This is a genomic window from bacterium (assembly GCA_030655055.1).
Taxonomy (GTDB): Bacteria; Edwardsbacteria; AC1; order AC1; family EtOH8; genus UBA5202.
The window spans coordinates 1-7511 of the sequence record JAURWH010000045.1 but is presented as its reverse complement, the minus strand read 5'-3'; the positions used below and the strand labels follow the sequence as shown (position 1 = coordinate 7511).

Annotated in this window: 7 protein-coding genes; 5 read left to right on the top strand and 2 right to left on the bottom strand. The window is 56.6% G+C overall.

Translation table 11 applies throughout. From position 1 onward, the window contains the following. On the bottom strand, positions 1-779 hold a 779-nt coding region (locus Q7U71_02025; protein ID MDO9390531.1), incomplete at its 3' end, for a fumarate hydratase. After that, positions 776-2236: an NADP-dependent malic enzyme gene (locus Q7U71_02020; GenBank protein MDO9390530.1), complete on the bottom strand. Its 1461-nt coding sequence runs from the start codon at positions 2234-2236 to the stop codon at positions 776-778. The genes Q7U71_02020 and Q7U71_02025, both read right to left, overlap by 4 nt. Positions 2237-2461: 225 nt before the next feature. Here Q7U71_02020 and Q7U71_02015 point away from each other — a divergent pair, with 225 nt between their 5' ends. The 5 genes from Q7U71_02015 (at position 2462) to Q7U71_01995 (ending at position 7443) form a co-directional block, all read left to right on the top strand. Further along, positions 2462-2848 (top strand): YigZ family protein, encoded by a 387-nt coding sequence (locus Q7U71_02015; GenBank protein ID MDO9390529.1) that lies wholly within the window; start codon positions 2462-2464, stop codon positions 2846-2848. A gap of 1 nt (position 2849) precedes the next feature. Then, the gene (locus Q7U71_02010) at positions 2850-4187 is read left to right on the top strand and encodes a hypothetical protein (protein MDO9390528.1); all 1338 of its coding nucleotides are present in this window, start codon (positions 2850-2852) and stop codon (positions 4185-4187) included. A gap of 5 nt (positions 4188-4192) precedes the next feature. Then, complete coding sequence (locus tag Q7U71_02005) at positions 4193-5569, top strand: YchF/TatD family DNA exonuclease (GenBank protein ID MDO9390527.1); 1377 nt, start codon at positions 4193-4195, stop codon at positions 5567-5569. Positions 5570-5609: 40 nt separating this feature from the next. Continuing rightward, the gene (gene rsmA / locus Q7U71_02000; GenBank protein ID MDO9390526.1) at positions 5610-6458 is read left to right on the top strand and encodes a 16S rRNA (adenine(1518)-N(6)/adenine(1519)-N(6))-dimethyltransferase RsmA; all 849 of its coding nucleotides are present in this window, start codon (positions 5610-5612) and stop codon (positions 6456-6458) included. A 112-nt stretch (positions 6459-6570) separates the two neighbouring features. After that, positions 6571-7443, top strand: coding sequence for a decaprenyl-phosphate phosphoribosyltransferase (locus Q7U71_01995; protein ID MDO9390525.1), 873 nt, complete (start codon positions 6571-6573; stop codon positions 7441-7443). The last annotated feature ends 68 nt before the right edge of the window (positions 7444-7511 follow it).

Sequence of the window (7511 nt, the reverse complement as noted above, 5' to 3'; positions counted from 1 at the left end):
ATGTGGCAGGGCTCGTGCTCTATGTGCACGCCCAGACAGGAGACCGTCCCGCCCAGGCCCTGCGGCCCCAGGCCCGAGGCATTGATCGCTTTGAGGATCTTCTTTTCCAGCCGGTCGTATCTCTTGCTGGGATTAGCCTTTCCCACCGACCACATCAAAGCTTTTTTTGCCAGCAGGGCGCAGCGCTCAAAATTCCCGCCTATCCCCACTCCCACCACCGTCGGGGGACAGGGGTTGGCCCCGGCCTGGATCACGGCCTCTGTTACAAAGGAGATGACCCCCTGCTGGCCGTCCGAAGGTTTTAGCATGGCCAGCCGGCTGGTGTTCTCGGCCCCGCCGCCCTTGGGCATATAATTTATCTCCAGCTTGCTTCCCGGGACCTGCTCTATGTGTATGATGGCCGGAACATTATTGCCAGTATTCCTGCGGGCAAAGACCGGATCATCCACGCAGGAGGCCCTTAGAAAACCCTGACGGCAGGCGCTGGCCACCCCTTTGTTTATTGCCTCATGGAGCGGGCCGCCCTTTATCTCCACGTCCTTTCCCTGTTTTATGAAGAACACCGCCAGGCCTGTGTCCTGGCAGACCGGCATTTTCTGGGCTTTGGCAATTTTGGCGTTAAGCAGACATTGTTCCAGAATGTCCCGGCCCAGCGGTGACCTTTCCAGTTTCAGGGCTTTGCCCAAAGCCTGTTCGGTGTCCCGGGGCAGAACGCAGTTGGCCTCCCGGCACATTTTCTCCACCGCAGTTGCGATGGCATCGCATCCTATGATTCTCATTTTGCCTCTCCGGCTCTGACCTGGGCCACCGCCTTCTCCAGGGCCTTTTCCAGCAATTCCATCGGCGGCTTTTTGATGAACCCGTGGTCCATCAGGCCGTGGATGACCGCCCTGGCCTCGCTGATATCCTGTCTGGCCTTAAGATAAACTTCATCTTTGGTCATTGAACTGCTGGCCACTCCGTCCCTGATGGCCTGGCCGGCCACGGCCGCGGCCACTTTTGGGAAAAGCTCCCATTCCTCCATGGAGGAGACTATGCGCTCCGGGGTCAATCCTGCTTCCTGGGCAAAGTCCGCGATGGCGCGGGCGGCGGCGATGGCCATGTTGTCGGTGATCTTGGAGGCCCTGGCCAGCAGTGCCCCTTTGAGGATGCCGGGAAAGCCCAGCGAATTGTTGACCTGGTTTGGGAAATCACCTCTGCCTGTAGCTACTATGAAAGCCCCGGCCGCCAGGGCCTGGCTGGGATAGATCTCCGGCACCGGGTTCGCGCAGGCGAAGACGATCGATCTGGGGGCCATCCCTGCTATCCATTCGGGTTTGATCACCCCCGGCCCGGATCTTGACAGCGAGATCAGGACATCCGCCCCCTTTAACGCTTTTTCCACCTTGATGTCATTTACAACTTTTGTTTGCTGGCAGATCTCCCATTGCCGGTAGTATCCGGGGTCGTTTTTGATATCCTGCCGGTGCAGGCCCAGGGCGCCGTCAACATCAAACATGATGCAGTTCTCCGGCTTCCCTCCGGCGGCCATCACCAGTCTGAAGATGGTGGTGTTGGCGGCTCCGGCCCCGTAAAACACTATTTTGACATCCGAAAGTTCCTTGCCGGCCAGCTTCAGGGCGTTGATCAACCCGGCCAGGGTCACGCAGCCGGTGCCCTGGGCGTCGTCGTGCCAAACCGGGATGTTGCACTCCTGGCGCAGGGTGTCCAGCACCTGATAGCAGTTGGGCTGGGAAATGTCCTCCAGATTGACCGCCCCGAAGCTGGGCTGGGCCATCTTCACAAAATCGATGATCTTCTGGGCGTCAGGTTTTCCATTTTGATCCCGGCTGTCCATGCACAAAGCCACCGCGTCCACCCCGCCCAGGTATTTCATCAGAAAGGCCTTGCCCTCCATCACCCCCAGGCCGCCGGCCGGACCGCAGTCGCCGTCGCCCAGCACCCGGGTGGAATCCGAGACCACCGCCACCAGGTTGCCCCGGTTGGAAAGGTCAAAGGAGGCCTGCTGGTCGTCCCGGATGGCGGTGGAGACGCCGGAGACCCCGGGCGTGTACCAGAGGTTGAACCAGTTGTTCCCGTATAGCCCGGCCTTGGGCAGGGTCATCATCTTCCCGCCGTAATGCCGGTGCAGGCTTAATGAAAGCTCCTTCAGGAACAGCGTCTTGGCGGAGTTCACCTGATCCGGGGAGAGATCCCGGGGAAACAGTTCGTCTATGTTTTTAAGTTCTATGTCCATTGAAAAATATTACCGTCTCCGTTTGTTGATGAGGTCTTCGAATGAAATGCCTTGTACTTTTTCGTGCTTTTTCGTGGGCTGATATTCATTAATTAAAGCACAAACCACGGGCTTTGTAAAGAGGAAATCTTTTGTTGGTCGCGCCTGGTATCCGGTTGTAAATTTCAATTGACAGCCCTTGCGTTTACGTGGTATGCTTTTGGTTCAAATTGAAAAACGACCGCCGTGGAACAAGCTTTTAATCAAATAAACCCCTTCGTGGTGGACCGCAAATCCAAATACGCCGTCACCTCTTTTCCGGTCGCTTCGGAGGAGGATTTCAAGGAAAAGCTCAAACTGCTGTTGAAGGACAAGAAGTTCCGCAGCGCCGACCACAACATCGCGGCTTACCGCATCCTAAGCCCGGAGGGCAGACTGCTGGAATACAAGAACGACGGGTACAATTCGCCCTCCAAGGAGACCGGGGCCGGGGTGATGATGCTGGAGATCATGCGGCAAAGGAAAGCCGAGAACCTCTGCATCGTGGTCACCCGCTGGTACGGCGGGGTCCACCTGGGGGCCGACCGGTTCAAACACGTCCGGGAGGCAACCATTAAAATACTGGAGGGATAAATTGAAGAAAGTCTTTCTTGCTTTTTCCCTTATGCTGGCCCCGGCCCTGGCCCTGGGCCAGACCATGGAGATCCCGGTTTCCTTTGATTCCAACGGAAAGATCATGGAGTGGACCCGGAAGCTGGAATCTCAGGCCAGCCTATTCCCCGAGGTGGCGGATTTCAAAAGCGCCGTGCTGTGGAAAGCGGATACACTCTATACTCTGGAAATTACCGCCGGGCTGGGAAGAATGCGAAAACCCCTCCCCAAAAGCGGCTATGACACCCTGAAATTAAAAGTCGATAACTTTCTTACTTCTTCCGGGGGTTCGCTGGCTTTGAACCAGGAAGGGCGCGGAGCCTACCTGCTGTGGCAGATCCCGCTTTCGCTGGGCTGGTACGGTCCGGCGGTGGTTACTTTGGCCGACCCGGAGAGCGGGACAACCGGGGCCGGGCTTTATCTGACCAGCGCCGCCGCAACTTATTTCATACCCTTTCTGATCACCAAAAACCATCAGATAACTTCCGGGCAGGAGCATCTTTCCATCGCCTATGGGTTCCGGGGAATTGCCGCAGGCGGTGCGCTCAGCGACCTGCTGGGATTGAAAGACAGCCGCGCCATTTCAGGAACGATGCTGGCCACCAGTATTTCGGGCCAGATAGCCGGGTATCATTGGGGCAAAAGTTTCACCAAACCCCAAGGCCGGATAATCAGTCATTATGCCACCTTCGGAATGGTTGACTTGCCGATGCTGTTCGTCGCGGCCCAGAATGAACCCAGCGATAAATCCCTCTCTTTTGCCATGCTTATCGGTTTGGCCGGTGGATCGTATCTGGGACGTCGCCTGGCCATGGGCCAAAATGTATCCGATGGCGAACCAACCATCGTAGCTACTTCCGGCTGGACAGGCATGGCGGCCGGAGCCGGACTATATTTTTGTGCTTTCAGCCATGCAGACCATGACGGTTTTACCATAAATGGCCGCCAGCTAAACAATCTCTGCTTGATGGGAAGCGCCTTTGGATTGTATTGCGGTCAAAGATTTACCAGAGGTTACAACTTTTCCCGGGGCGACGGCTTCATAGTTACAGGCACCACGGCAGGCGGGGCCTTGCTGGGAGCCGGTTTTGGTTTTTTAATTGCTCCTCATGAGGATGGTTTCGGAATGTTACGAACAATCAGCGGCTTATCCACTATAGGCATGTTGAGTGGCTATGCCTTAGGGATAAAGACGGTCCGCAACCAAGAGCACAAGCGCCTCGGCATTCTGGATATCAACTTTGACGCAGTGCCGCTGGGCCTGGCCCTGGCCGCCAACAAAACAAAAACGAAGATCCCCTGGATAACCGGAAGCTTTTGAACTTTATGTCTAAAAATACCATCATCGACACCCACGCCCACCTGAACAACAAGGACTTCAGCGGCGACCTGAGCCAGGTGATAGACCGGGCCCGGCAGGCCGGGGTGGAATACATCATCAACATCGGCTATGACCTCCGGTCCAGCCACCGGGCGGTGGAGCTGGCCGAGAAATACGACTGCTGTTATGCCGCGGTGGGCGTGCATCCCCACGACGCCAAAACCCTGGACCAGGAAACCTTTCAGCACCTGGGCGAGCTGGCCAAGAACCCCAAGGTGGTGGCCGTCGGCGAGATGGGCCTGGACTTCCACCGGAACCTTTCGCCCATGGACATTCAGATAGAGGCTTTCAAAAAGCAGCTGGCCTGGGCGGAGACGCTGAACCTGCCGGTGGTGGTGCACGACCGGGAGGCGCATCAGGAGACCATGGACATCCTGAAAGATCACCCTGCGCTCAAAGTGGTGCTCCATTGTTTTGCCGGAGATGCCGAGATGGCCAAAGAGGCCAAGCGGCGGGGATACCTGCTGTCGATCGGCGGGCCGGTGACCTTCAAGAACTCCAAGCACCTGCCCGAGGTATTAAAGACCGTGGAACTGGAAAGCCTGATGCTGGAGACCGACTGCCCCTACCTGGCCCCGGAACCGCACCGGGGGGCCCGCAACGAGCCGGCCAACCTGCCCGTCATTGCCGAAAAGATCGCGGAACTGCTGGCGCCTCTGACCGTTGAAGATGTCTGCCGGGTAAGCACTTTGAACGCCAAGAAATTCTTCAACATCGGTAAGATCGACCCGGCCAAGATCGCCTATCAGATCCGGGACTCGCTTTATCTGAACATCACCAACCGCTGCACCAACGCCTGCGTGTTCTGCATCCGCCAGAAGACCGACTTCATCAAGGGCCATAACTTAAGACTGGAGCGGGAGCCCGATCTTCAGGAAGTGACCGGCGCCATCGGCGATCCTTCAAGATACAAGGAAGTGGTGTTCTGCGGCTACGGCGAGCCGCTGCTGCGGCTGGACCTGGTAAAGCAGGCGGCCGGCTGGCTCAAGGAGCGGAAAGCCTGGGTCCGCATCAACACCAACGGCCAGGGGAATCTGATAGCCGGGCGCAACATAGTGCCGGATCTGGCCGGCCTGGTGGACGAGGTCTCCATCAGCCTCAACGTCCACGACAGCGAGGCCTACGACAGGATCTGCCCCAGCCGGTTCGGGAGCATCGCCTACCAGGCGGTCAAGGATTTTGCGGTGGAGTGCCGCAAGGCCGGCATCCAGACCACCGTAACCGTGATGGACATGCCGGGGGTGGATGTGGAGCTGGCAAAACAGACCGCCAAGGAGCTGGGGGTCAACCTACGGATAAGACACTACGACGTGGTGGGGTAAACATCCTGGTGCCTTTGACTGCTTTCCTGATTTAGCATTTATGAATAAAAATACAAATAGAACCAATTTTGGGCATGCCGCCAAGGCTCCGCTCAAAAAATACGGCCAGCATTTTTTGATCTCTCCGGCCGTGGTACAGAAGATAATTGACGCCGCCGAACTAAGCCCCGGGGACGCAGTGCTGGAGATTGGCCCGGGACGCGGGGTCCTGACGGGCCTGCTGGCCGGCAGGGCCTCATCCGTTCTGGCGGTGGAAGTGGACGCCAGATTGTCGGAAGAGCTTGCCCGGGAATATTCTTCCTGCCGGAACCTGACCATCCTGAACAAGGATTTTTTGAAACTGGACCTGCCTGCGTTATTGGACCAAAAAGGCATTAAAAAATTCAAAGTGGTGGCCAACCTGCCCTATTACATCACCACCCCCATCCTGGAGCGGTTGTTTTTGGTCCGGGATCGGATCGAAAGCATTGTGGTGATGGTCCAGCGCGAGATGGCCGACCGGATGGCGGCCCAGCCCGGAACCGACTTCGGCTCCTTTTCCGTTTATGTGCAATATCACGCAAAAGTGGACAAGCTGTTCGAAGTGCCGCCGGTAGCCTTCTTTCCCCCGCCCAAGGTGACATCCACGGTCATCCGGCTGACCCCGCACCAGCATCCTCCGGTAAAAATAAAGGACGAAGGGACTTTCTTCAAATTCGTCCAAAAAACCTTTTCCCAGCGCCGCAAGATGCTGCGGGCCATTTTCCGCCAGGCCTTTAAGATTGAGGACTCCGGCCTGGCCCCCCTGGCGGCCAGGAGCGGGATCGACCTAAGCCGCCGCCCCCAGACTGTTTCCTTGTCCGAATTTGCCAGACTGTATGAGTGTTTTGAAGAAAACCAACCCGGATAAACCGAAATAAATAAGGAACCCAGGAAGGACAGGAATTGTTATTGGTTTCATGGTTTCCTTATAAAGAATTCTCCGTCTTATGTATGACCCTTATAACCAAGGAGACCCAACCATGAGCCCCAAGATACTATTGAGCGCCCTGCGCCCCAAGCAATGGACCAAGAACCTGGTGCTTTTCGCCGGGCTGATCTTCTCCCAAAATCTGGGCCATCCGGTGATGCTGGCAAAGACCCTGGCTTCATTTGCCTTGTTCTGCCTGCTTTCCGGCTCGGTCTATATTTTCAACGACCTGGCCGACATCGAACGGGACCGCCTGCACCCGCAAAAAAAACTGCGGCCCGTGGCCAGCGGGGCCCTGTCTGCCAAAACGGCATTGCTGCTGGGACTGGGGCTGGGTGTGTTCTCGCTGGCCGCTTCTTTTTACGTTAATTTTCTTTTCGGACTGTCGGCCCTGGCTTATTTTGTACTGATGCTTCTTTATAGTTTTGCCTTGAAGAAACTGGTCATCATCGACGTCTTCGTGATTGCCGCCGGGTTCGTGCTGCGGGCGGTGGCCGGAGCCGAGGCCATAGCGGTTCCGATCTCGGAATGGCTGCTGATCTGCGTGATCCTACTGGCATTGTTCCTGGCCCTGGCAAAAAGAAGACAGGAGCAGGTTCATTTGACCGCCGAGGCTCCCGGCCACCGGACGGTCTTGACCGAATATCCCCAAAAATTTTTGGACCAGATGATCTCCGTGGTCACCGCCGCCGCCGTGGTCTGCTACAGCCTGTACACCTTGTCCTCCGAGACCACCGCCAAGTTCGGCAACAGCAACCTTAAATACACCATTCCTTTCGTGCTTTACGGGATCTTCCGGTACCTTTACCTGATCTACCGGAAAGAAGAGGGCCAAAGCCCGGAGCTGGCGCTGCTGACCGACCCTTGGCTGTTGGGGGATCTGGTGCTTTATGTGATCACCGTCTGGCTGGCAATATACTTGTAACCTTTGCCCGGACCGGGACAAAAGAAAAAACGGCGTCTTAGCAACTAAGACGCCGTTTTTATATTATT